Genomic DNA, 22,978 nt, shown 5'->3' with positions numbered 1-22,978 from the left:
TCGGAATGGGCTCTCGGTTCGAAATGGGCTTTGGCGGCGCACTTGCCGCAAGAGAAGAGAATGGAGCGCCATGGGTTCCGCCATGGTGGCAGAGATTCGTGATCGTCCCCTTGGCCGTCCTGGCCATGTATATCGTGTTTCCTGTTGACAGGGATAATTTCAACCTAAGCAACTTACTCAAACCGGCCGCGTGGACACTGGGGGTCTACTACATCGTCATTTTGCCAATCTTTGACCTCCGCAGGTATCGCTGGGATAAGAAACACGACGAGTAGCAATAAAGGTGACATCTTGAACGCTTCGACATCCATCGCCTACCACCTCCTCGGACGCGCGTATCGACGACCCGCCACACCGCCCAACACTGACAACCCCACTCCACCCCGGCCGGCATGGTGGCGTCCGTTGATTGAACTCGTCATCGCTCTGGTGCTTTTGGTCACGCTAACGAGCGCGGCGATCGGCCTGTTCTACCTGTACGAGAAGATCGCCCATCCTGAGGTCAGCGCGTTCGCGGAATACTCGTTTTTGGAGCATCCGTATCTCGCAGCTGCAACATTTATTGGGTGGGTGGCGATGATCCCCGCGGGGTTCATCGCTGCCCGAGTGACAGGCCGCGACCCCCGTGCGCTGTGGTCCAGGGAACTGCGCTTTAGGTGGCGCAACTTCGGGCTCGCCTTGCTACCCGCCCTGCTGTTCCTCGGCGCCGAGGGCATCTACGCGGTGGTTATCTCGGACCGGTCCCAGGCGACTTTTACTCCTATGAATGTCGCTGCACTGGCCGTCATCGTCGCGATGGCACCGCTCCAGTCGCTGTCCGAGGAACTCTTTTTCCGCGGCTCGCTTGTGCAGATCACCGGCCAGTGGTTCTCCCCCGCCGTGATTGCGTACTTGATTCCGCTGCTGTTTTTCTTGTCAGGCCACCACTACGAATGGCAAGGCATGGTCAGCGTTACCGTGTTCGCGCTGTGCGCCACCTTCCTCACTCACACAACCGGTGGTATTGAAGCGGCGGCTGCGGTGCACGCCGTTGGCAACACGTTCGCCTACGCGCCGGACGCATTCGGTGTGGACGGGGTTGACTTGGCGGTGTCGTCGTCAAGCGATCTTGCGATCTCTGTAGTGGCCACCGTGGCGGCGACCGCCGGAGCGTATCTGCTCATTAAGCGAGCTACTTCTCAACCAGCAAATTGCCGGTCAAACACTTGTTGACGTGTCACCATTACTCCGTTACAGTCGGCGCCACACGTAACGACATCGAATAAAGGAGACGCAATGACTAACCTGACCGGTACTTACAACCTCGACCCTGCCCACTCCACCATCGGCTTCACCGTGCGCCACGCGATGGTGACCAAAGTCCGCGGCGAGTTCACCGACTTCGATGCAACACTAACCATCGCCGAGAACCCGGCCGAGAGCACCGCGACGGGCACTGTGCGCACCGCGAGCGTCGATACGAACAACGCTGATCGTGATGAGCATGTGCGTGGCGACGACTTCTTCGCCGTCGACAAGCACCCGGAAATGACGTTCACCGCCACCGAGTTCAACATCGATGAGTCGGGAAACGGCTCCGTCACTGGCGACCTCACCATCAAGGGCACCACCAAGCCGATCACGTTTGACGTCGAGACGTTTGGCGTCGAAGAGGATCCGTTCGGCAACACACGCATCGGCTTCGAAGCTCGCACCACCATTAACCGCACGGACTTCGGCATCGACTTCCAGGCACCGCTGAACTCCGGCGGCATGCTGGTCAGCGAGAAGGTCGGCATCGAGATCGAAGGCTCCGGCATCAAGCAGTAGCCCTTATACTCGCCGCCATGGAGCGGAAAGTGTTTACCCGCCATCCAGGCGGTCTACCCGCGGCATTCGTCGCGGGTTTCGTCATTGTGGCAGTCGTCGTTGCAGCGTTGAGCGGCGAACTCTACGGTGCGCTGTTGTTTGGATTCGTGGTGGTGCTTTGGGGGCTCTGGATTTTCTCCCGCAAAGTGGCGCTGGTTCTTGACCACGACTCCCTCACCACCACCCTTGGCAGCCGATCCAGAACCATCTCATATTCGGACATCAAGGACGTGCGCCCCGGAGAAGAACCCAGCCTGATCCACTTCACCGGTATTGCCATGCTGACCGACCAGCCGGACCGCTACGCCGATGCGGACGCGTTCACCCTCGGCGGGCCCACGGTGCGCATCTGTGTCCGCAATGCAGATGACTGCCTCGTTGCCGTGGCGGATCAAGACCACGTGCAGCGTGCAATTCGCGAAAGAATCGGCGCGTAGCGTGGCGATAGCTGACAACTCCGGTAGATTCGGTTAAGCGAAACCTTAGGTATGGAGAAAAGGAGCCTGGCTATGTTGAAGTCGGTCACGAGACGCGTCGTCAAGCGAAGTGCTGCAGCACTCGGCGCGCTGGCACTCACCTTGTCACCACTGACCGCAACCCCTGCTCACGCGCAGCCGACTTCCCCTGTCATTACGTGGGAGTCGTGCCCGTTCTACGTTGATGCCAAGGGCGCACAGTGCGGCCGCATTTTGGTGCCCATGCACTACGACAACCCCACGGCTGGCGACATCTCCGTTGGCTTTATCAAGATCCCGGCTCAAAATCCGGGTGCACGTCGTGGCGCGATCTTCGGCAACCCAGGCGGGCCTGGTGGCGATGCTTACAGCTTCTTCGGCATGAACGAAGGCATGAAGTGGCCGCAGGAGATGCGCAACGAGTGGGATCTCGTAGCGGTACAACCGCGTGGCCTGATTGGTTCTACTCAGTTGAAGTGCGCTGACCCTGCAATGAACGGCCCTGCCGACATAGCGAAGCTGACATGGGACGCCACGGTCACCCAAGGCGGACTCACCCGCGAACTGTGCGAGAAGCCTCGTCCGGGCTACACCAAGACGATCACCACCTACAACAACGCCCGTGACTGGGACATGGTCCGCTGGGCGCTTGGATACGACACCATCTCAATCATGGGCTTGTCGTACGGCACGTACTTGGGCTCGGCGTACGCGTCGATGTTCCCCAACCGCACCGACAAGGTCGTCCTCGACTCCGCGATGAACCCGAACGACCAGTGGTCGAAGATCCTGCTGGACCAAAAGGGCGGCTACGAACGTGCACTAAACGAGTACTTCGCGTGGGTCGCCGCAAACGACGCAAAGTACCGCATGGGCAATACCCCACTGAAGGCGTACCAGTACTGGTCGAACGTGGTCGTCGCACAGTCCGGCACTAACCCGACCGTGACCCCACCGCCAGCCCGTGTGGGCGACCTTCCGCCTGCACTCGCGTTTGCCGGCCAAGCGGGCGCAGACGCTATGTCGGCTGCCGGCAAGGCCCGTGTAGAGGGCGAAGGCATTATCTCCCGCATGCTCAACCCGGGTGCGAACCAGGTGTCATCACCGCTGCTGCTGGCCACTCGCAATGTGCTGCCCTCGCCAGCGGACTGGGACTCGCTTGCACGGCTCACCAATGGCTCGCTAAAGCAAGACCAGGCCAAGCCGGCGCCTGAGTTGATGAAGTTCCTCCAAGACGAGTCCATCGCCCGCAACGAGTTGCTCGCCGTGCAGACCTGCAACGAGAACATCGCTGCGCCGGACTACGGCCTTATTCCGGAAGCGTTTTGGGCCAACCAGACCGGCGAGGTCATCACCGCCCCTGCTCTGCAGTTCGGCTCTGGTGTGACCTGCAACGGCGCAGCGCCAGTCACGGGCAAGGTGGCGCTCAACGGTTCGAAGCTGAAGACTCGTCCACTGCAGATCAACGCCACGCGTGATCCGCAAACCATGTATGCGGGACGCTTCGGCATCGCCCAGCCGATGGGCTCGCACGTGGTGACGGTTCACGGCCCGGGCCACGGTCACGTCGGGCGCGGCAACCAGGCTGTCGACCGTCAGGTTGTCGAATACCTGCGCACCGGCAACCTTGGACCGGTTGATCAGCCGGGGTACTTCAACCAGGGATAGCCCCGCGCATAGGCGTCAGCCCGTGATGGAGTTCGTAGCGACGAACCACATCACGGGCTGCATTATTTTCTAAAACTCTGTGTTTTAGAACTCTGCCGGCATGATCATCCAAGCAACGATGTATGCCAACAGGCCCGGCATTACCCCGGCGAGTACCAGCAGGATGAAGACCACGCGAACGAGGGTGGAGTCCACCCCGAAGTATTTCGCGATGCCACCGCATACGCCCGCGATGTACTTATCAGTCATCGACCGTTCAAGTCGTTTCGGAGTGTTACTAAAGTTCTGGGAGCTATTCATATAAGACATGCCTCCATCAAACTCCGCTTCCCTCGCTCCGGCAATGGTTCTGGAAACATGTTGCGAGATTTTTACGAACCGTCAGGGGTACGTGGGTCGACTGCGATGACATCGTTCAGCCAGGTTTGAAGTACGTGCCTTTGTTCGTCTGTCAGTTGATCAAAGATCAGACGGCGGACGGTTTCGACGTGATCCGGCACTGCAGATTCCAGGCGTGTGAAGCCTTCATCGGTGATAGTCACCAATACGCCGCGCGCATCGCCCGGACACACCTTCTTCGACACCAATCCGCGCTTTTCCATTCGTGTGACCTGGTGCGACGCACGCGAGCGGTCCCATTGCAGCTCGGCACACAGTTCGCGCAGTCGCATTGTCCGTTCTGGGGCTTCGGAAAGCACCACCAGGATTGAGAACTCGGGAGCAGACATGGCTGCGGTTTCCTGCAGCCGCTCATCGATGGCGTTATTTACCTTCTTCGAGGCAGCCAGGATCAGTCGCCAGAGGTGTTGCTCGTCCTCAGTAAGCCAGCGCGGTTGAGTAGCCATAACCGATGATGTTATCCAATCCCCTTATGAATCCCCTTTAAGTCATCCACTGCGTAGGTCCGTGCAGCCGATACGCGGTCGAATCGTTGCGGGAAACACGTGAGCACGAGCACCTGTGAGTGCTTGCCTACCTGGCTAAATAGCGAGTTCATGCGAGCGAGGCGCTCCGGGTCGGTCGCACCCAACGCGTCATCAACAACTACCGGCACAGGAGCACCTGTCCCCTCTCCGGACACCAGGTCTGCGATGGCAAAGCGGGTCAGGATCGCTAACTGCTCCTTGGTGCCTCCCGAGAGTTGATCGAGTGGCACCGTGACGCCATCGACGGTGCGGTCCGTAATCGTCAGGTCATCGCCATAGTTGAAATCTACGCTCGGGCCGAACAGGATTCGGGCACGCTCGCGCACTGCGGCATTAAACGGCGCCGCGTAGCGCGAACGGGCAACGTCGCGGTGGCGGTGCATAGTCTCGCGTAGGAGTTTCACCGCCTCTGCCCGTCGCGTTGCACGGTCAAGGGCGGCTTGGGCGATCTCGAGCTCCGCAGCAGCATGGTCGGCTTGCTCGGCAGTACCGGTGGCCATGTCGATGTATCCGGTGAGCTCGCGGATTCGGTTCTGTGCATCGTTCTTGCGCTTCTCCAGATTGCTCAGACGTGTGGTGGCTCCCTCCAGCAGGGATGCGGCGAATTCGGGATCCGCTTCCGCCAATTCCGCCTTTAGCGCGTCAACAACCTGTTGGGATTCGGTTTCGTCTTCACACGCTTGCTGGAGAGTTTTGTCCAAATCTTCGGCACGTGTTGTTTCCTCCGCACGGGACAGTTCCGCGGCTGCTGCAGAGGCTTCTGCTGTTTTTGCCTCCAGACGGGTCTCCAGGACGGTCAGCGTGTGTGCTGCGGTTTTGTCTACGTAGGGTTTCAGTGCGGCTTCGGCAGCGTCCACGTCACGTTCTGCGTTAGCGAGCGCCTTTTGCGTCTCGCGCAACGCTTCCTCTGCGTCGGCTTCGTCCACCTCCGCTACGACATCGGATGCAGCAGTGTCTTTCAGCGCTGCCGCAAGCTCTTCAGCCTGTGCCGACAGTTTGGTCCGCTCGGCACGCAGTTCGTCGGCGGATGCACCGGCGAGGGTGTCGTCGAGACGCTGGCGCGCCACCTTGAGTTCGGAGGCGTACTCCTGAGAGGCGTCGCGGGTGGCACGGGCCTCATCAACGCTGTCGCAACCGGTGGCGGCAAGTGCATCAGCAAATGCGCGTTCTGCCTTCTCTACGGCGCTTTGGGGATCTGCGGTGCCTTGGGCTGCGCGGAACACCACGCCGAATTCACCCAACTGCAACGTGGAGCCCTCGAAGACCGCGACGGTTTCCGTGCCGTTGATGGGGCGATCATCGCCATCGACAGTGATCGTCGCATTATCTGCGGTGATCTCTAGTTTTGCCGAGGATGCGTCGCGCAGACGGCGCTGGAGTGTGACCTCGTTTTCTGCCTGTTCAAGGTCCCGAATGTGTTTGTCGGTGACGTCGCGCTCTGGCGCGTTGGAAAGCAGTTCTTTATATGCCTGCTCTACCGTGCCAATGCGTTCGAGCTGCTCGTCGATGGTCTTGAGGCGACGCTTCGCCCGTGCAAGATCCCGCAAGGTCTCTGCATGTTTGGATGCAGTGCGTGCGTCTGTAAGTCGTGTCTTCGCGCCCTCGACATCCGCAAGAAGGGTTGCTATCTTCTCCCCTTCCTCGTTACGGGCTTTTCGTGCAGGCTCAATCTCTTCACGGAGCTGAGCTTCCTCATGTTTGACCAACTCCACGCGCTTCTTCAGGGCGTTGCGGTCTGCTACATCCTGCTCAGCACGTTTGCGAGTGATCGTCGCTCGCTCGAGGCGCTCCTGGGCGGTAGCTGCCTTATCGCGGACCTGGTTCGCCGCAGCGCTTGCCTGCTCGCGCTCACGCAACTCTTGCTCGGCATCAGGCAGTTCCTTGTCGATGCTGTCGATTTCACTCTTGCGTCGCTCAACCTCATCGACGTACTGCGACAGCTGCTGTACTTCCGCTTCGTGTGTTCGCAGCTTCTCGCGGGCATCCTCTACGGCGGTAAACAACGCCGCATAGGGTGCTTTCTTCTTCGGTGGTTGCGCGTTGGTCCAGTATTTTTCGTATTCGGCATCGATGGCGCGGGCAAGGTCCGAATCTTCCTCACCGGTTTCGCCTTCTCCGGCTTCCGCGTCAAGGGCACGGGAGATCGTTGGGATACCGGCAGCAGCGATCGCTGGATCGAGGTCCCCCTGGCGGAGAAACAGCGTCTGAGTAAGCGCTGTATCCAGGTGCTCGTCCAGGATCCGCAAAAGCTCATCATCGGCTTCGCGGCCGGTGAAGTTAGCGCGGACCGGCGTGTGCACCGTCAATTCCGATTTCTTGCCCTTGAGCCAACGCTTGCGCACGGTAAAGGTCGTCTCACCGATAGTGGCGTTGAGTTCCACCTCGGGTGATTCGTCCCGCCCAGCCGGTGCGAGGGCACGAATCTTTTTGCCGCCGCCAGTGTGACGCTCGTTGAGTACTGCATCAAGCGCGTCCAAGATGGTCGACTTGCCGGCCTCGTTGCGTCCGTGGACAACGATGACGCCTGTATCCGGCAGGTCACGCAGCTCCAGGTGCTCAATCGCACGAACATTGTCGAGGGTCAGCGAATGGATACGCATGATTAGTGGACCTCCTTAGACAGACGGAACAACAAGTTCACGGCATCGCGCGCTGTAGCCTCATCGCCAGCAACACCAATAAGCTCGCGCATCGCCTCCTTGGCGTAACCCGTCAGCGGCAAATTCTCTAGCTCTTCCTCGTCTGGCTCGAGGTGCAGGCTCATCAACCGCTCCCGCTCGTAGAGAGCGGCAAAGACCGGCTCTAACTCGTCTAACTCTCGTTGCAACGTACGGGTTGCTTCCAGGCCAAGCGTGCCGGAGAGCGCATACTTGATCACAGTCCGATCCTTCGCAGGATAGGCCTTCAGATCGTCGATAACCGCGGCAACATCGTCGGCATCGTTGACCTCCCAGAAGCGTGCTTCGAACGTCCAGGTGCCAACCGGAACCTTCTCAACCTCGACTGTGGATGTCAGACTGTCCTTCTCCACGGTCACGACTAGCGCGTTGCCGGAATCCACTTCCCCGCCCTTCGCGCCAGGTGAACGGTCGAAGTAGTCGGTGGTTTCCGGGGAGCCGGAGAACCACACTCGACCTGAGTCCGACAGTGATTGCGTGGAGTGGGTATCTCCCAACGCCACGTAATCGATCACGCCGCGATCGATTGCCGCATCTAGTTTGGCAATGTCGATAAGCGCCGCCGTCTCCTCGGTGCCATAGCCTTCTGCCTGGCCGTGGCCGACCAAGATGCGCACGTTTTCTGTCGGCTCCAGATTCCGAATCCCCTTCGCGCACAAATCCTCGGAGGCATGCTTGGCCAGCAGTGGCGCACCGACAATCTCCACGCCTTCGCGGACCTCCACGGGCGTGGAGTCTCCCAAGACCGTCACCCCATCAATGTCAGAGGTGAAATTAAAGATGGAATCCGCCACCAACGGGTCGTGGTTTCCCGGCAACAGATACACCGGCACCGGGAGATGCCGCAATGCTTCGAGTGCGCGCCCCCGCGTTTCGCGCTTGAGCGAATTGTGTTCGAACACGTCGCCTGCAACCACGATAAATTCAGCTCCGCGCTCTTCGGCGATCTCGCCGAGGCGCGTTACCGCGCGGAGCCGGGCTTCGTTGAAACGCGATTGGGCGTCGGCGGACAGGAACTTCCTTGTCATGCCCAACTGCAGGTCGGACGTGTGAATGAATGTCGTGCGCGTCATACCCACAACAACTACCACCCCATCACGACACAGCACACAATATATTCGAACATATGAACTATGAACGCGTGAGGTCGTCGTAAAGATCCTCGATATCTGCTACCGCGCGCAATTGGTCGATGTTGGTAAACGACACAGATTGCATCGCACGGTGCAGCAAGTGGATGTCCGAATCTTCGATCATCGGCGCGATCTTCGGGCGTGGCAGATCGGGCAGGTCGTGGCCATCCCAGAAGTACGGCGAACCCGGCGCGGAGTTCTCGAGCGCCATGTTGTGTGATTCGCGCCGTTTGCGGTCTTCGAGCGCGTTAAGTGTGATGCCACGCATGGAGAGGATGAGGCTCGGGTCGTCGTCGATAAGTTCGGCAGCGCACTGTGCGAGCGCGACCGCGTGCTTGCAAACTTGGGCGTTGTCCGGGCAGTCGCAGTAAAACCGCACCTCGTCGGGTGAGGAGCAGAGCAGGATGTCAAGGACGTCGTCATTGAGTTCCCCGGCACGGAGGCGCTCGAGGGAACCTGCTTCGCGCACAAGCGAGCCGATGGCTGTTTCGATGTCTTCGCGGCTGCGGTGTGGCAGGACGAGTGTGGTGCGGAAGGGCTCGTTTTGGCTGCCAGCAACGTCTGCGTGCATGCCGTTGGTTACGGCGGTCAGCCCAAGGACGTGCCCGCCGTCGGCGTAGGTGCGGCCGCGTTTGGCGCGCGCGACGTCGGTTTGGCGCACTGCAGCGTTGAATATGCGCATCGCTGGTGCGGATAGCCTGTTGACGCGCGAGGGTTCGCTGGTCTGCGCCCCGGTTTCGGCTGGGCTGGAGACGCGTGTGCGTGCGCCGAAGTTGGCGTAGATGACGTTGTCTTCGCGTGGGCGTTTAGTCATTTTGCCCCCTGTAGCTGATCAGTTGTGCCAGATCATCGGTGTCCAGTTCGGTGATCCAGCCTTCGCCTTGGCCGACGACGGTGCCTGCGAGTTGGGTTTTGCCGTCGAGGATGTCTTGGATGGATTCTTCCATGGTGCCGCGGGTGATGATTTTGTACACGGTAACGTTTTTGTCTTGTCCGATGCGGAATGCGCGGTCGGTCGCCTGGTTTTCTACGGCTGGGTTCCACCAGCGGTCGAGGTGAATGACCATAGAGGCCGCAGTGAGGTTGAGTCCTGTGCCGCCGGCTTTCAGGCTCAGGATCATGGCGCGCGGGCCGTTATCAGTTTGGAAATCTTCCACCATCTTGTCGCGCGCGGTTTTGCCCACGCCGCCGTGGAGGAATGGGATCTTCCCGCCGAGGCGCTCCGAAAGGTACGGCTGGAGGATGTCGCCGAATGCCTTGTACTGGGTAAAGATCAGGACGCGCTGGTCGGTTTCGATAGCGTTGTCCAGCAGTTCCATGAGTTTTTGTACTTTGCCGGAGCGGTGGACGCCTTTGATGGTGACTGGGGAGCCATCGCCAAGAAAGTGCGCCGGGTGGTTACAAATCTGCTTGATGCGCGTGATGGTGGACAGCACCAGGCCTTTGCGCGCAATGCCTTTTCGGTTCTGCAGTTCTTCCTGCATTGTGTCCACGAGCGCCTTGTACAGTGCGGCTTGCTCGGCTGTCATGTCTACGGCGATGACATGTTCTGCCTTTTCGGGCAGGTCGCTGATAATCGCCGTGTCAGTTTTCAGCCGGCGCATGATAAACGGCGCGGTGAGACGCTGAAGCCGCTCGCTCATCTCGAGCGCGACAGGATCTTCGCTGCGGGCCTCGATGACCTTGGCAAAGTGGTTGCGGAAAAACGACTGGGAGCCAAGCATGCCGGGGTTAACAAAGTCGAGGATGCTACGCAGCTCCGACAGTTTGTTTTCAATCGGCGTGCCGGTCAGCGCGATGCGGTGGCGTGCTGGCAGGGCGCGCACGCTTTTCGACGCCTGCGTGCCCGAATTCTTAATCGCCTGCGCCTCATCCAGCACCACGTGATCCCAACGCACCTTGGCCAGGTCTTTCACGTCGCGGGCGACCGTGCCGTAGGAGGAAATGACAATGTCCGCTTCTTCGGCCGCAGCGAACAACTCGTCACCTTTGAGCCGTCCCGTGCCGTGGTGGACCCGCACCTTCATACCCGGCACGAAGCGGGCTGCTTCGCGCGCCCAGTTGCCCACTACTGAGGTCGGCGCAACCACAAGCGTCGGTCCGGTCTTCCTGCCGTTCGCCTCTTCCACCGCGAGCAGGGACAACAGTTGGAGGGTCTTGCCGAGCCCCATGTCGTCCGCAAGCACAGCCCCAAGGTTGTTGCGGGACATGTAGTACAGCCAGTCCACACCGCGGCGCTGGTACTCGCGCAGCTCGGCGTTGACAGTCTCAGGGACCTCTACGCGCTCAGGCGCGGAGCGGTCGGTGCCGCCGACAAGCGAGGTAAACCAGGGTGAGCCGGTAAACGCGATCGGGCTATCGTCGCCAGTTTCCAAGGCGAGCTGACGCAGCTCCGCAGCGGAGACCACACCCTCGCCCTGCGCTTCTTTTAGCCGTTCGTACTCCACGCGAGCCGCACGTGCGATCTCTGCAAGTTGTTCGGCATCTTCGCTGCCACCGGCTTCTGCAAGACGCGCGTGGATCTCGGCGGCTTCCGCCTCGGCGAGCGCGTTCTTCAGCGTGCTTTCCTTGAGCTTGTTCAGATACTTCGCGGACTTAGACAGATGCTTGGTATCGGCCAGCACCCACTCCCCGCGCAGTTTGATCAGCCCGGTTTTGGAGCGCGCAAGTTCCGCCATCTCATCGTCAGTCAATTCCACTCCGCCGATGGAAAGGCGCCAGTCGTACTTGACCAGCGTGTCAAAGCCCATGCGAGTGACCGTGGCGGAATCGTGCGGGTCCTCGTGACGGGCAAGTTTCAGTTGCGACGACGTCTCCGCCGTCGCCCACGTTCGCGGCAGCATGACGACGAAGCCTTCCGCACGCAACTTGGGCGCAACGTTTTGGACGAACTCGACGATCTGATCAGCCGTAAGCAGCACATCCCAATCACCGTCAGTACGCCCTTGGGCACCATGCAGTGAGGGATCGAGCAGCTCCGACACTGCGATCGCGGAGCGCAACTGGCCACGAAGGTGATCCGCCGACGCGCTATCAAAATCCGCCATGCGAACCGGGCGGGGTGAATCCGCCTGTGAGCGGACCTGGATCCGCACCGGCCACAACGGCTCCGCTGCAGCGGCGTCACTGTTGCTACTGCCGTCGCCGTCGCGGTCGTCGTCAAGATCTGTCATCGGCTCTTGCGGGTCTTCAGCAATGAAGACCAGCTGCAGATTCGCGGCGGTGATCGTGCCGTTCCAATCACCGACCTGCTGCGCCAGGCTCGGTCCGCCGCGACGAAGTGGAGTATCGAACATCAGCGACAGCACAAAGTCGTGGCGTGGAAACGGACGCCCGGCTTCTGACGTCGCAGTATCACGCAGACGAGTCGAGGCAATCCAGTGCGTAAATGTCGTCGCACAATCCTCGCTTAACTTGTGGTTATTGGCCGTGAGCACGCCCGGCGCTGCGGCGATCATCTCCGCGAGCCAGCCACGCTCCTCAAGACCTGTGCCCAACTGCCACTGTGCAAACCACTGGTTCTCCCGGTACGGCACATGGATGGACACTCGCCCGGCTCGGATGAACTTGGTCAACCCCGCGTACATACGAATGAGCCAATACAGGTCAGGTGCGATCGATTGGCGCTGCGACGGGGTTGCCGCCGGTGATGGCCCGTCGAGATGTGCGATGCTCTCCAAGAACCTGATCGCATCCTCGGGCGCGAACTTTGCCACCGGAGCACGCAGCGTTACCTGGCGCCCTTTCGGAGTTTGCAGGAGCAGGATTTCTCGATGACGGAACCGGGAATCGTCGAGAAGCGAATGCACAATTGGCGGAAAAGTCCCCTCCGGAACTTGACCAATCGTCACAATTCTGTGGCCTTCTACCTGCTCAGCCCAAATGACAAGTCCAGCGTCGGACGTCCAGAGCCCGTGCAAAACGTATTTAGGCATACCCACCCTTATACCACCCACCCCGAAATTGACCCCTAAAAGTTTTTAAGGATTATGTGCAACGTAGAGCACCCTTACGTTAAAGTGTGGCGAACGTTACAAGAAGATTGGAGAAACTATGTCAGAGAGTTTCTGGCTTGTCCTCGCGATCGTCCTCTACTTCGGTGTCATGGTAGCCATCGGATTCTACTCATGGCTACAGACCGAGAAGTACGACGACTACGTACTAGGCGACCGTGGCCTCAATCCGTTCGTCGCGGCGCTTTCTGCCGGAGCTTCGGACATGTCCGGCTGGCTGCTGATGGGCCTGCCCGGCGCGCTGTTCGTCTCCGGCCTCAGTGAGCTCTGGATCGCCATCGGCCTCTTCCTTGGCACGTGGGCGAACTGGAAGTGGGTCGCACCCCGCATGCGCGCCTACACGGAAGTGTCCAACGACTCGATCACGCTGCCGAGCTTCTTCGAAAACCGCACGCACGACCAGTCTCGCGCGCTGCGTTTCACTTCCGCCGTGATCATCATCATTTTCTTTACCTTCTACGTCTCCTCCGGCATGGTCGCCGGCGGCCGCTACTTCGAGTCCACCTTCGACGGCGACTACCTGACCGGTGTGCTCATCATCGGCTCCGTCACCGTGCTCTACACCTTCATCGGCGGCTTCCTGGCTGTGAGCTACACCGATGCCGTGCAGGGCACCTTGATGTTCCTGGCTCTGCTGATCGTGCCGGTGCTCGCGCTGTTTGCACTCAATAGCCCGTCCGACGTCCTCACGTGGCCGACCTCCCAGCCGTACGGTCCGTGGGAGAACGGTAACCCCGACTTCTTCAACATGGTCGCTGGTGTCTCCGCAGCAACGATTATCGGCAACCTGGCGTGGGGTCTTGGCTACTTCGGCCAGCCGCACATTGTCACCCGCTTCATGGCGCTGCGCTCCCCTGCACAGGCAAAGGCCGCTCGCCGTACGGGCAGCATCTGGGTATTCATCTGCTTCGCCGGTGCAACAATCACCGCCCTGGTGGGCACCGCCTACTTCGGCCAGAAGTCCGCATCGGTGACCGACCAGTCCGGCTTTGAAACGGTCTTCCTCGACCTGGCTCGCATCATGTTCCACCCGCTGATCGCAGGTATCGTGCTCACCGCCGTGCTGGCGGCGATTATGTCCACGATGTCCTCGCAGCTGCTGGTCACCTCCTCGGCGCTGATCGAGGACCTCTACCGCATCTTTAAGAAGAACCCGAACCACACCACCCTGCTCGTGCTCTCGCGCACGATGGTGGTCGTCGTTGCCGCGATCGGCATGGTCATGGCGCTCAACCCGTCCGACACGATCCTGGGGCTCGTCGGCTTCGCCTGGGCCGGCTTCGGCGCCTCCTTCGGCCCGGTAATCCTGGCGTCGCTGTACTGGCGCAAGCTCACCGCGCCGGGCGCACTGGCCGGCATGATCGTCGGTGCTGTCACCGTGTTTGTGTGGGGTACCTACCTCAGCGACATCATCTACGAGATCGTCCCAGGCGTCGCCTTTGCCACCATCGCCATGGTCGGCGTGTCCCTTGCTACCCGCCCGAAGGATGGCGTGGCAGAAGAGTTCGACGAGGCTATCGCTGCTACCGACTACGCCCTTGCGCACCCGGACGCGACCTTCCAGGAGGCCCTCGAAGCAACCCGTGGGAACCAGGCAGGCTCCACCGCCGTCTAAGGAGGTATGCGTACCTACCTGACAATCCTGGTGATTCTCACTCTCGCGATCGTGCCGTTTCCTACGGCACGATCGCATTTTTCTATCCCGACTCTCCCTCAGCGCGCGACTGTGTTGGGCTACGACCGCTCTGCGTTTGGCCCCGGCTGGGCCATTGATGGCACCGGGTGCACGACACGCGAGCGCATCGTGGTCCGCGACCTTGACAGCACGCAATGCTCACCGGACATGCTGCCCGTCGCCCAAGCGCGTGCAGGCGCCGGCGCTACCGGCACCGACCCGTTTACCGGGGACGTGATGCGTCGCGAAGACATCGAGATCGACCACATCCTCCCTGTTTCCGCCGCCTGGGACCTCGGCGCGCACCGTTGGGACGAAGCCACGCGCATCGCGTTCTACAACGATCCGCTCAACCTCATCGCCGTATCTTCCGCAGCGAACCAGGCCAAGTCCGACAAACTGCCCTCCGAGTGGATGCCGCCGAATCGCCGAGCCCGCTGCGCGTACGGCACCCGCATCGTGGAGGTGGCCACCCAATACCGCCTTCCGCTGCCAGCAGAAGATGTGAAAGTGATCAAACGTGCATGTTCTGGCGTTATGGGACTCGTCGCCAATCAACAACTGTGAGGTAGAGTAGCGCCACATGAATACATTGCTTGTCTTCCTGCACGTGGCCTCTGCCATTTTGCTGCTCGGCCCAGTTGTCGTTTCCGCCTCCATGTTCCCTCGCCAGGCTGAAGAAGCCCGTAACGGTGGCGAAGAAGCGATGGGTCGCGCGTCGGTGCTGTACCGCATCACGAAGACCTACGGCTTGCTATCCGCGCTTGTTCCGCTGCTCGGCGGCGTTGTCATGTTTGCAGATTGGGCGAGCTACAGCACCAACTACTGGCTGCACTCGGCCATTATCCTGTCCGTGATTGCATGGGCGATCCTGCTGGCTATGGTGATCCCGCAGCAGCGCAAGATGCTGGGCACGATCGGTGCGCTCTCTCCTGATGAGGCCGATCCGACTGATGTCACCGAGGACTTTGAGAAGTCCAAGGCGAAGGCGAACGCTGGCGCCGGCGTGTTCAACGTGCTGTGGGTTCTGGTGCTTGTCCTGATGTTCCTGCCGACGGACCTGTTCTAAACCTCCTCGACACAAGCAATCGCCCCGCATCCGTACTGCGCGGATCCGGGGCGATTTTCATGTGCGCAGGTTAGAGAAACTGCATCGCAACAGGGACGGCGGCGATCAAGATAGAGACGATGATACCGATGATCTCGCCGGTAGACAGCGAGCTACTGCTTGTCGACGACCCCTTCTCCCCCTGGACATCCTGCTGCGCACCCGGCGGGGTGCCTGCCTGGTTGTCCTGTTGGGCGCCTGGATGCCCAGGCACTGGGGCCGGGGCTGGCTTCGTTGGCAGATTCGGCACAGCAATCGGCGGGCGTGTAGTGCCTGGTGTTCCGGGGGTGCCCTCAAACATACTGGTGTCCAGCCCGCCTGCCTTGGCAAAATCAATCTGGAACTGACGATCCGACAGCGTCTCGCCGTCGTGGATTGACGCGGCCCAGCCCACCGGTTTGCCCGTTTGCCTCTTCCCGCCAATCACGATCGAAGGTGCTTTGGCCTCTCCTAGTGCCGCAGCCGACATCACACCGAGGAAGCCCCGTCCCGGTACCCACACTGGTCCGCCGGAATCGCCCTGCTGCCAGCCTTCGAGCTGCACGCCAAAGGATTCCGCAGACCATCCGGCAAACGTGCCGCATAAGATGTTGCGTGTGCCCATGTGGCTGGTTTCGCCGTGTGAGCAGACCTCGTCGCCGATCTTCACGTCGTCCTTGGTCAGCACCTTGTCGCCGGAATACGAGTTACCGGCAATTGCCACACCGGCGTCCCATTCGATCCAGCCCCAGTCGTTGTAAGGCAGGCGGGTGAAGTTCTTCGACGGGTGGAACGTGCCCATCTCTTCGCTAAATTCCATTGTCGCGCGGTCCATGAGGGACACACGCGCGCCCTCGCTGCCGCAGTGTGCAGCGGTGTAGCTCTTTCGGTTTGCCACATCGTTATAGCCGATGGTGCAGGCCCCGTGGCCCTCGATGTAGATGGCCTTGCCTTGCTCGACAACGGTCGGCGTTGCCGCGGTTGCAACCGCTGGGCTCAGCACCAGCGCGGCTGCACCAGCGGCGGCTACGAGGCTACGGACCTCGGTGTTCACCGTGGCGGCGAATCCCAATTTTCTCATTTGTATGACTTTCCTAGGGCACGGGTGACGCGCATTAGATTACCTGCTCACACCGCATCACGCAGGCAAATTCCACGTTCAATCGCACGGCGAAACACCTAGCCGTAGTGCAGCGACGCAGGACCATGAAAGCCAAGCCCGGTGAACAGGCGCAAGATGGCGTCGATAACTGCCCGGATCCCCTCAGCGACAGGACCAGTCAGCCCCGGTAGGAACGTGTTCTGCGCCCACAGTCCGACAAGGCGCGCATCTGGTACCGGCGGACCGTCCTGCGGCACGACCCCGACGACGAAGTTCTTGCCTTGCACGAGCGGCAACTGACGCGAGGTCCACATGCTGGAAACCACTCCAACGAAACCACGACCGGGCACCCACATCGGCCCGCCCGAATCACCGGGGCGAGTCAAAGGTGCGTTAAGGAGAAACGTGTTATCCGCCGACCCGCCAAAAGAACCGCAGGTGCGTCCACCACCCGCATGCGAGGTTCGACCGAAGTAGCACACGGTCTCTCCCATTCGAATGTCGTTGGGGGGCACCCAGGCATCGCCTGTGATGCGGTTGCCGTCAAGGCGCACACCTGGATCCCACTGGATTGCAGCCCAGTCGTTACCCAGGTGGCCGTCGTACGCCCGCGAACGGTACAAGGTGCCCACTGCCCCGCTGCGTGCATTGGTAGCGGGGTCGACGATTTCCACCCGTGCTCCGTTCCGTCCGCAGTGCGCCGCAACAAAACTGCGGTGACGTGCCGGATCGTTGTAACCCACCGTGCACACACCGGTGCCATGCACCACTACAGATCCACCCTGCGTGACAGTGCGGGTTTGCGCTGACGCCTCCACTGGAAGCACCCCAACCCCAGCGACGAGCGCAATCACGAATGCAGCGATGGTGGACAACAGGCGCGGTTGAAGCATGAAGGCGTGCTCTCTTTACAAACAAAACGGGGCCACCCCGGCCGGGCAAATGCTTTCCACACTGTACCCGGTTCCGAGATGGCCCCGTGTCGTTGACGCGCTAAGAACTAGTCGCGATATCCACCGCGATCCCGGTCGCCACGGCCACGGCCGCCGTAACCGCGGTCATCACGGTCGCGCCCGCCACGGTATCCACCGCGGTCACGGTCACCGCGGCCACGGCCGCCGTACCCACGATCGTCACGGTCGCGCCCACCGCGGTAGCCGCCACGGCCACGTCCGCCACGATCACGCGGCGGTGCACCATGGTCACGCTGGATGTTGATCAGCTGACCGGAAATGCGGGTGTCCTCCAGACGGTCCAGTACAGCGCGGTCAAGGTTCTTCGGCAGTTCCACCAGAGTGAAGTCACCGCCGATGGTGATGCGACCGAAGTCCTTGGAGCTCAGGCCACCCTCGTTGGCCAGGGCACCCACGATCGCACCCGGGCGCACGTGCTGGCGCTTACCCACGTCGAGACGGTAGGTATCAAAGTTCTCGCTGTCACCACGACGACCACGACCACCACGCTCGCCACGATCAAATCGGTCACGGCCACGACGGTCGTCGCGGTCGAAACGATCGCGGTCACGACGATCACGACGGTCACGCTTGTCGCGCGGCGGCTCCTTCATCAGGAACTCGTCGCCAGCCAACGCCTGGGTAGCAAGCGCTGCGGCAATGTCATCCATCGGCACGTTGTTGGCCGCGGAGTACTCGCGCACCATGGTCTTGAAGATCTGCAGTTCAGAAGCCTCAAGCGACTCGGTGATGGAGTCCATGAACTTGGTCTTGCGGCTCTCGTTGACCTCGTCGACAGTCGGCAGTTCCATCTCTTCGATGGTCGCGTTGGTCACACGCTCGATCGAGCGCAGCATGCGGCGCTCACGCGGGGTGACGAACAGGATCGCCTCGCCGGTACGGCCTGCACGGCCAGTGCGGCCAATGCGGTGGACATACGACTCCGTGTCGTTCGGAATGTCGTAGTTAAGCACGTGCGAGATGCGCTCGACGTCCAGGCCGCGGGCTGCGACGTCGGTGGCCACGAGGATGTCCAGGCGGCCGTCGCGAAGCTGATCCACTGTGCGCTCGCGCTGCTGCTGCGGAATATCGCCGTTAATGGCAGCGGCGGAGAAACCGCGTGCGCGCAGCTTCTCTGCAACGTCCTCGGTCTCGTTTTTGGTGCGAACGAACACGATCATCGCTTCAAACTCGGTCACCTCAAGAATGCGGGTGATCGCGTCGAGCTTGTTGCGGTGCGCCGTAAACAGGTAGCGCTGGGTGATGTTCGTGTTGGTGCGGGTCTCCGACTTAACGGTGACCTCTTCCGGATTGTTCAGGTAGTCGCGCGAAATCTTGCGGATCGCGTTTGGCATCGTCGCCGAGAACAGCGCAACCTGCTTCTCATCCGGGGTGTCTTCGAGGATGCGCTCGACATCCTCCTGGAAGCCCATGTTCAGCATCTCGTCTGCCTCGTCAAGCACGAGGAAGCGCAGGTTGGAGATGTCCAGCGAGCCCTTCTCCAGGTGGTCGATGACGCGACCCGGCGTACCGACGATCACCTGTGCGCCACGGCGCAGCCCCGAGAGCTGAATGCCGTAGGCCTGGCCGCCGTAGATCGGCAGCACGTTGATGCCGCCCAGGTGATCGGCAAACGATTGGAAGGAGTCCGACACCTGCAGTGCCAGCTCACGCGTCGGGGCGAGCACAAGTGCCTGCGGGTGACGCTTCTTGGGATCAATTTGGGACAGCACCGGCAGCGCGAATGCTGCGGTCTTACCCGTACCCGTCTGTGCCAGGCCGACGACGTCGCGGCCTTCCATCAGCAGCGGGATGGTCTGTGCCTGAATCGGCGAGGGCTGCTCGAAACCGACGCGCTTGACGGCCTCCACAACCTTGTCTGGCAGGCCGAGGGTTTCAAAGCCGTTCTCCGGCTTTACCTCTTCTGCCTTTTCCTCTGCGGTATCTGCAGCGTTATCGCCGTTGTCTTCGGACTTCTCGTCCGTATCGACGATCTTTACCACGTTGTCTTCAATTTCAATGGCCGCGTCTTCTTGTGCGGCGCCGGTTACCTCAGAAATCTCCGCATCCCTGGTGTCCTCTACTACGGCCTCAACAATCTCGGCCGCGACATCCTGCGGGTTTTCCTGATTTTCCGACACATTCTTATCCGGCTCGTTCTCGCCGCCGGTGGCGTTTTCGGAAATGCTCATCGCCTGCTAACACTACGGCATCAGCCCGACAATCTGCTATTTCAGTGTTTCTGAAAAAATTAGCCCCGGCTTTCTCAGCAATCATTTAGTATCCACCCATGACTTCTCCCCTCGCGCTGACTGTGCTGGGCCTTGCCATCATTGTGGTGACGGTCGGCCTGCTCCTTAAAGGCAAAACACACCCAATCGTCGCGATGACGTTGATTCCGATCATCGGTGCTGTGCTGACAGGCGCTGGGGTGGCGGAGATTTCGGACTTCTACCTCGACGGGCTCGACAGAGTCATGAAGGTCGTGGTGATGTTTATCTTCGCCATCATCTACTTCGGCATTCTTTCAGATGTGGGTCTGTTCGAGCCGGTGATTAAGGCGTTGATCCGTGCCACCCGCGGCAAGCCAATCCTGGTCACCATTGGCACCGCTGCCATTGCGATCGTGGCGCACTTGGATGGCTCTGGCTCCACCACGTTCCTGCTCACCATCCCAGCGTTGCTGCCGCTTTACGAGGCGATGCGCATGTCGCGCTACGTGCTGCTCACCCTCGTCGCGCTGTCGGCGTCGGTGATGAACATGCTTCCGTGGGGTGGCCCGGTTGGCCGTGCAAGTTCCGTCATCGGACCCTCCCCCAACGAGATCTGGACTCACCTCCTGCCGGTTCAGGGTGCGGCCATTGTCCTCGTGTTTATCGTTGCTGCGATTTTCGGTGTGATCGAGCAGCGCCGCACCGCCAACCAGGATGGCGACCACCAGTTGGTGGATGTGCATGCGGTTGCAGAAGACTTTTCTCGTCGTCAAGCAGAAGAGCGCGCAAAGTTGGAGTTCACCCAGCGTGGTGGCACGTGGGTGACGTGGGCAAACACCCTGATCACGCTCGCACTCATCGGCGTGCTGGTCGCTGGTTTGGCCTCGCCGGCGTCCGCGTTCCTCGTTGGCACTGCGCTGCTCATGGCGTTGAACTTCCCGTCGCTCGACGATCAGAGCGATGCTTTGCGACGACACGCCCCCACCGCCCTGTCCATGGCCGGCGTCATTCTCGCAGCGGCAATGTTCCTCGGCATTTTGGACGGCACCGGCATGCTGGAGCAGATCGCACTGTCGCTGATTGCCATCCTGCCGGCGTCTGTCGGCCCGTACATCCACGTGATCATCGGTCTGCTCGGCGTGCCGCTGGATCTGGCAACGTCGACGGACGCGTACTACTTCTCTGTGCTGCCGATCGTGCAGCAAACCGCAGAGGCGTTCGGCGTCTCCGGTATGGGTGCTGCCTCCGCGATGATCGTGGGCAATGTCATCGGCACCTTCGTCAGCCCCTTCTCCCCTGCACTGTGGCTCGCACTCGGCCTGGCGCGTGCGGAGATGGGCAAGTACCTGCGCATCGCCTTCCCGATCTGCTGGGTGTTCTCGGTGATTTTGGTGCTCGGTTCCTGGGCGGTGGGCGTCTTCGCCTAATAGGGTCGTGTGCATGAACACACAACGCGCAACGCCTGCAGCAGCCCTCGCCTCTGCTTTTGTTGCCTCACTGGCGCTTTCTGCATGCTCCACCAGCGACGACGTCCAGGAGGCGGAACTGAACGAATCTTCAGTGGACCCCTCCGCACAAGCAACAGAAGCTGCCCTCGTCGAGCGTGATCCCGCCGACTTCACAGAAGGCGGCGAGTACCCGGCGTACGTCGTGGAGTTCGACTCCAAAACCACCTGTTCGTACTTCCCCGCCGGCGGAGATGACGACGGGTATCTGGGGTGCGTAATCGCACCGGCTGGGCAGATGCCGCCCTTAGACATTGACAACAGCCAGGGCACTCCCGTTGACCGGTTGATGTGGGTGTCAGAGATTGGCTTTGCCACGACCCACGATGTCGGCGGCGGTGACGCACAACCCGTGGGCGACGTGCTTCACCCCGGTGAACAGGTGACCATCAGCTATTACACCTTCACCCACGGGGCCGACGGCACAATTCGCGGCGAGCGCGACAACTCCTGGTTTGAGATCTCCCCCGACGGGCAATACTCCTCCGACCACTTCACACCAGGGGCGTAATTCCCTATGAGCACCACGTGGTGTTCCTAAACTAGGCGGTATGCAGTTTTCCCGCGCACACCGCACCACATCGATTCTCGCCGCAGTACTCGTCACCGCCGCAACCTTGACCGGTTGCGGCGATAGCTCTGAGCAGGCCCTGCCTGAGCCAACCGTTTCGGATTCGGCACAAGACACCGAATCCACGACGACCGCTTCCGACGCACCGGAAACGTCGGCCGAGGACACTCAAGACAACTACACGGATGTCGATCCTTCGCGGTTCGAACACAATGTTGTTGGGCTCGACTCAGGGGTGTTCGGGTGTCGGATCGGCAGGAACCCGGATGACACTCCAGTGTTCTGCCAGGCCGCGTTCGTCGATCCGATTCCTCCCGTAGAGCACAACGGCGGCGATCCGAACACCAAGGTCCCCAATGTTATTTGGTACAAGCCAGACCGTGGCGGGTTCATTACGGCGGTCTCCCCTGGTTCCCAGGGCTACGACATCCAGCCGAGCCACCTCAACGAGGGCGAACGCGTCACGATCAACAATGTCGTAATCACCAACCTCAACGGCGGCGGTGTCCGTGTTGAGTATGGCAATGACGCGTTCGAGGTCCACGACGGCGTGTACTCCCGCCCAGGTAAAACCCAGAGCATCACCGAGGAGCACACTGTGGCCAAGGGTGAACAGTGCGGCACCACCGACATGTTCGGCATGGAGATGGGTGTGTACGCACTCGAGGACAACACCACGTGCGACGTCGCCATGGGCACCCTTGAGGGATACAAGGAAGCCGCGAAAAACGGCGAGCTTCAAGGCAGCGTGACCGCATGGACGAACAAGAATAATGGCTGGGGATGCCTGGGCCGGTACATCCTCGACGGTGACGAGGACATCCCCAGCAACCGCAGGACTGTCTGCACAGATACACAGATGAGCGGCGCTAAAGCGTACGAAGGAACCGGCGGTGTGGTGCTGCTCGACCCGTCCGAAGCACACCGCCTGAAAAATTAATTCAGCTGTTTTTGCACAAACTCAACATGTCCGTGCTAGGGTTCTCCTCGTGATGAACCGCAACGCATTTTCCGCCACGGCCGACCAGGCCGTCGCTTTCGCGTTGCCGAATACCCAGCCGGCCCGCCTGCATCATCATCTGTAGCGCGGTGTCGGCCGACTTTTTCGCCCCTGCGCTAACTGCCCTTCGCAGCAAAGCGCGGGGGATTTT

At 60.7% G+C, this 22,978-nt stretch carries 19 protein-coding genes; 10 read left to right on the top strand and 9 right to left on the bottom strand.

Annotation, left to right across the window (positions count from 1 at the left end; genetic code table 11):
- Positions 1-291: 291 nt before the first annotated feature.
- The 4 genes from HMPREF3145_RS03300 to HMPREF3145_RS03285 all read left to right on the top strand — a co-directional run bounded on the left by HMPREF3145_RS03300 (position 292) and on the right by HMPREF3145_RS03285 (position 3,971).
- Entirely contained in the window at positions 292-1,212 is a 921-nt protein-coding gene (locus HMPREF3145_RS03300; RefSeq protein WP_141740792.1) for a CPBP family intramembrane glutamic endopeptidase, read from the top strand.
- A 63-nt stretch (positions 1,213-1,275) separates the two neighbouring features.
- Positions 1,276-1,809: a YceI family protein gene (locus tag HMPREF3145_RS03295; protein ID WP_070421828.1), complete on the top strand. Its 534-nt coding sequence runs from the start codon at positions 1,276-1,278 to the stop codon at positions 1,807-1,809.
- A gap of 17 nt (positions 1,810-1,826) precedes the next feature.
- Positions 1,827-2,285: a hypothetical protein gene (locus tag HMPREF3145_RS03290; protein WP_070450152.1), complete on the top strand. Its 459-nt coding sequence runs from the start codon at positions 1,827-1,829 to the stop codon at positions 2,283-2,285.
- 72 nt (positions 2,286-2,357) lie between these two features.
- Positions 2,358-3,971: an alpha/beta fold hydrolase gene (locus HMPREF3145_RS03285; RefSeq protein ID WP_070421826.1), complete on the top strand. Its 1,614-nt coding sequence runs from the start codon at positions 2,358-2,360 to the stop codon at positions 3,969-3,971.
- An 84-nt stretch (positions 3,972-4,055) separates the two neighbouring features.
- Here HMPREF3145_RS03285 and HMPREF3145_RS03280 read toward each other — a convergent pair whose 3' ends face one another.
- From HMPREF3145_RS03280 to HMPREF3145_RS03255, 6 genes are all read right to left on the bottom strand, one after another.
- Positions 4,056-4,271 carry a PspC domain-containing protein gene (locus tag HMPREF3145_RS03280; RefSeq protein WP_070421825.1) on the bottom strand — a complete coding sequence of 72 codons (216 nt, stop codon included), beginning with the start codon at positions 4,269-4,271 and terminating at the stop codon, positions 4,056-4,058.
- Positions 4,272-4,342: 71 nt separating this feature from the next.
- Positions 4,343-4,816 carry a MarR family winged helix-turn-helix transcriptional regulator gene (locus HMPREF3145_RS03275; RefSeq protein WP_070421824.1) on the bottom strand — a complete coding sequence of 158 codons (474 nt, stop codon included), beginning with the start codon at positions 4,814-4,816 and terminating at the stop codon, positions 4,343-4,345.
- Between the two features lie 11 nt (positions 4,817-4,827).
- Positions 4,828-7,497 carry an AAA family ATPase gene (locus HMPREF3145_RS03270; RefSeq protein ID WP_070421823.1) on the bottom strand — a complete coding sequence of 890 codons (2,670 nt, stop codon included), beginning with the start codon at positions 7,495-7,497 and terminating at the stop codon, positions 4,828-4,830.
- Positions 7,498-7,499: 2 nt separating this feature from the next.
- A complete protein-coding gene (locus HMPREF3145_RS03265; RefSeq protein WP_070421822.1) occupies positions 7,500-8,648 on the bottom strand; it encodes a metallophosphoesterase family protein in 1,149 nt (382 codons plus the stop codon).
- Positions 8,649-8,706: 58 nt separating this feature from the next.
- The gene (locus HMPREF3145_RS03260; protein ID WP_070421821.1) at positions 8,707-9,522 is read right to left on the bottom strand and encodes an SWIM zinc finger family protein; all 816 of its coding nucleotides are present in this window, start codon (positions 9,520-9,522) and stop codon (positions 8,707-8,709) included.
- On the bottom strand, positions 9,515-12,643 hold the full coding sequence (locus HMPREF3145_RS03255) for a DEAD/DEAH box helicase (protein WP_070421820.1): 3,129 nt from the start codon (positions 12,641-12,643) through the stop codon (positions 9,515-9,517). Before HMPREF3145_RS03255 ends, HMPREF3145_RS03260 begins: the two co-directional genes overlap by 8 nt.
- Positions 12,644-12,761: 118 nt before the next feature.
- On the opposite strand from HMPREF3145_RS03255, the gene putP reads away from it, so the two are divergent.
- The 3 genes from putP to HMPREF3145_RS03240 are packed head-to-tail and all read left to right on the top strand — an operon-like array spanning position 12,762 to position 15,465.
- A complete protein-coding gene (gene putP, locus HMPREF3145_RS03250) occupies positions 12,762-14,336 on the top strand; it encodes a sodium/proline symporter PutP (RefSeq protein WP_070421819.1) in 1,575 nt (524 codons plus the stop codon).
- Between the two features lie 6 nt (positions 14,337-14,342).
- On the top strand, positions 14,343-14,963 hold the full coding sequence (locus HMPREF3145_RS03245) for an HNH endonuclease family protein (RefSeq protein WP_070421818.1): 621 nt from the start codon (positions 14,343-14,345) through the stop codon (positions 14,961-14,963).
- Between the two features lie 16 nt (positions 14,964-14,979).
- Positions 14,980-15,465 carry a DUF2269 family protein gene (locus tag HMPREF3145_RS03240; RefSeq protein WP_070421817.1) on the top strand — a complete coding sequence of 162 codons (486 nt, stop codon included), beginning with the start codon at positions 14,980-14,982 and terminating at the stop codon, positions 15,463-15,465.
- 70 nt (positions 15,466-15,535) lie between these two features.
- On the opposite strand, the gene HMPREF3145_RS03235 is transcribed toward HMPREF3145_RS03240, so the two are convergent.
- The 3 genes from HMPREF3145_RS03235 to HMPREF3145_RS03225 all read right to left on the bottom strand — a co-directional run bounded on the left by HMPREF3145_RS03235 (position 15,536) and on the right by HMPREF3145_RS03225 (position 19,730).
- A complete protein-coding gene (locus HMPREF3145_RS03235; RefSeq protein ID WP_141740791.1) occupies positions 15,536-16,564 on the bottom strand; it encodes a chymotrypsin family serine protease in 1,029 nt (342 codons plus the stop codon).
- 98 nt (positions 16,565-16,662) lie between these two features.
- Positions 16,663-17,478, bottom strand: a complete 816-nt coding sequence (locus HMPREF3145_RS03230) for a chymotrypsin family serine protease (protein ID WP_070421815.1) — start codon at positions 17,476-17,478, stop codon at positions 16,663-16,665.
- A 107-nt stretch (positions 17,479-17,585) separates the two neighbouring features.
- On the bottom strand, positions 17,586-19,730 hold the full coding sequence (locus tag HMPREF3145_RS03225; RefSeq protein WP_070421814.1) for a DEAD/DEAH box helicase: 2,145 nt from the start codon (positions 19,728-19,730) through the stop codon (positions 17,586-17,588).
- A 98-nt stretch (positions 19,731-19,828) separates the two neighbouring features.
- Here HMPREF3145_RS03225 and HMPREF3145_RS03220 point away from each other — a divergent pair, with 98 nt between their 5' ends.
- Genes HMPREF3145_RS03220 through HMPREF3145_RS03210 form a run of 3 tightly spaced genes read left to right on the top strand, consistent with a single transcriptional unit; the run spans position 19,829 to position 22,767 of the window.
- Positions 19,829-21,178: a CitMHS family transporter gene (locus tag HMPREF3145_RS03220; RefSeq protein ID WP_070421813.1), complete on the top strand. Its 1,350-nt coding sequence runs from the start codon at positions 19,829-19,831 to the stop codon at positions 21,176-21,178.
- A gap of 13 nt (positions 21,179-21,191) precedes the next feature.
- Positions 21,192-21,767 (top strand): hypothetical protein, encoded by a 576-nt coding sequence (locus HMPREF3145_RS03215; RefSeq protein ID WP_070421812.1) that lies wholly within the window; start codon positions 21,192-21,194, stop codon positions 21,765-21,767.
- 40 nt (positions 21,768-21,807) lie between these two features.
- Complete coding sequence (locus HMPREF3145_RS03210; RefSeq protein ID WP_070421811.1) at positions 21,808-22,767, top strand: hypothetical protein; 960 nt, start codon at positions 21,808-21,810, stop codon at positions 22,765-22,767.
- Positions 22,768-22,978 lie beyond the last annotated feature (211 nt).

It is taken from the genome of Corynebacterium sp. HMSC05C01, from assembly GCF_001807155.1.
Taxonomy (GTDB): domain Bacteria; phylum Actinomycetota; class Actinomycetes; order Mycobacteriales; family Mycobacteriaceae; genus Corynebacterium; species Corynebacterium coyleae.
The sequence above is the reverse complement of the archived record's forward strand: the minus strand, read 5'-3'. Positions and strand labels throughout refer to the sequence as shown.